Origin of the sequence: Xenorhabdus bovienii (assembly GCF_024721015.1) — a bacterium.
GTDB lineage: Bacteria > Pseudomonadota > Gammaproteobacteria > Enterobacterales > Enterobacteriaceae > Xenorhabdus > Xenorhabdus bovienii.
On record NZ_JANAIF010000186.1, the window covers coordinates 1 to 1,776 of the forward strand.

General features: G+C 45.4%; 3 protein-coding genes. All 3 read left to right on the forward strand.

From position 1 onward, the window contains the following. Genes NXS07_RS19775 through NXS07_RS19785 form a run of 3 tightly spaced genes read left to right on the forward strand, consistent with a single transcriptional unit; the run spans position 1 to position 1,614 of the window. Positions 1-648, forward strand: a complete 648-nt coding sequence (locus NXS07_RS19775) for a recombination protein NinG (protein ID WP_258087485.1) — start codon at positions 1-3, stop codon at positions 646-648. Continuing rightward, on the forward strand, positions 593-793 hold the full coding sequence (locus NXS07_RS19780) for a hypothetical protein (protein ID WP_258087486.1): 201 nt from the start codon (positions 593-595) through the stop codon (positions 791-793). The genes NXS07_RS19775 and NXS07_RS19780 overlap by 56 nt, the downstream gene beginning before the upstream one ends. Beyond that, positions 790-1,614: an antitermination protein Q gene (locus NXS07_RS19785; protein WP_258087487.1), complete on the forward strand. Its 825-nt coding sequence runs from the start codon at positions 790-792 to the stop codon at positions 1,612-1,614. The genes NXS07_RS19780 and NXS07_RS19785 overlap by 4 nt, the downstream gene beginning before the upstream one ends. The last annotated feature ends 162 nt before the right edge of the window (positions 1,615-1,776 follow it).

Here is a 1,776-nt window from a genome sequence, read left to right on the forward strand (position 1 = left end):
GTGGCAAAGTTTCGACAACGGAAATGTAAAGAATGCGGCGAGCGGTATGAACCAGAACGGCAATTACAAAATACCTGCTCAGTCCAATGCGCAATAGCCAGAGCCAAAAAGCAGGAGCAGGAAAAACGAGAGGAGTTAGAGCGACGACGAAAGAAAGATAATGAAATCAAGCAGAAGTTAGCCCGTGACAAACTCAAAACCAGACGCCTAGCAGTAAAACCCCTCTCACATTTTGCCAGACAAGCTCAAACAGCATTTAACGCATTCATACGGGAAAGAGACTGTGGTCATCCCTGTATTAGCTGTGGACGCAATACGGGCGCAAAAATGAATGCGGGTCATTATCGGACTGTCGGCTCATGCCCTGAATTGCGGTTCGATGAGGATAATTGTCACATCCAATGTGAACACTGTAATTCGTATCTGTCCGGCAACATTGAGAATTACACACCTCGACTGATTGAGAAAATCGGTCAAGCACGTTTTGACCAGTTGATGTCTCACCATGCACTGCCAAAACGAACACGGGAGGACTATGAGCGGCTCCGCGATAACTACAAAGATAGGCTCAAGGAACTACAAGGCGGGCGGCATGATATTCACCGACCTGCAAGCAGCGATAGAAGAAGCCCGATACCGACGACGTGAAACAGACAATCCATTTGCTGTTGTTCAGCGGCATATGGGTTATATGCAGGTACGAACTGAAAGATGGGCGATTAAAGAGCAGATGATGGTCATGTTCACGACACGTCACGACAGGGTTCACACAGTATTGCCGGGGATAAAATGAACTTAGAATCACTACCCAAATATTTTTCACCCAAAACAGCTATGTTTAGTGACTCTCCAGCCGCAACCGCTACTGATTCATATTCAATTACCGATGTCATGGCCTCGCTAGGATTGGCGTCCGCTCAGGCGAGGATGGGTATTGAACTGTTTTTGGCGAAACAGGGGATCAATAAACCCGATGAAGCAGTGGAGAGTCTCTATCACTATGCACTAACGCAGGTTCACAAACACGCTGCAATCTCAAAACTTGATGAGGATATTAAAGGAGAAGTTCTGCAAATACTCGCAAATTACGCATTTCAGGATTATGCGAGGAGTGCAGCCAGTAAGAAGCCATGTTCAGAACTGCATTGTGAAGATGGGTTTATTACGGTTCGTAAGTTCTCGACAAAGTTCGGGACTAGCGAGGGGGTGTCTGTCAAATCGTTGGGTCTGAAACCGACACGGGTTGTTACCTCAATGCGCGAGCTGGAGGAAACTTGTCGCATTGTCTGTAAGACCTGCAAAGGGAAAGCAGTCGTCAGCCACTCTTGCCGTTGTAATGGGCGCGGGCAGGTTCTGGATGAGAAGCAAACCAAGCTGATCGGTATTCCAACTTACAAAGCCTGTCCTAAATGCTCAGGGCGTGGATACTCCAGACTGCCAGCCGAAGATGTTAGGCGAGCTATTTGTGATGAGGTGATGGAAATGCCCGAAACTACGTGGAGAAGAAATTTCAAACCATTCTATGAAGCATTGATAGAAGAATGTTTTAAAGAAGAATCACGGGCTGATAGTGTTCTATCAAAACTAACGAAAATAGAATCTATTTCTATATAAGTATTAAACAGTAGATAAATGATATTGACAAAGTGGCGAAAATAGCCCATCATTACTCCAATGATAGGGTATTTGCAATTTCATCGACCCACGAATACAAAATAAGGCCTCGCACTCGCGGGGCTTTTTCACATCTGCAATCCTAACTAATTGAAATTAATC

Excerpts from the sequence above, each read along its gene's own strand:
- NXS07_RS19780 (WP_258087486.1), top strand. The coding sequence starts at position 593 with ATGATATTCACCGACCTGCAAGCAGCGATAGAAGAAGCCCGATACCGA.
- NXS07_RS19785 (WP_258087487.1), top strand. The coding sequence starts at position 790 with ATGAACTTAGAATCACTACCCAAATATTTTTCACCCAAAACAGCTATG.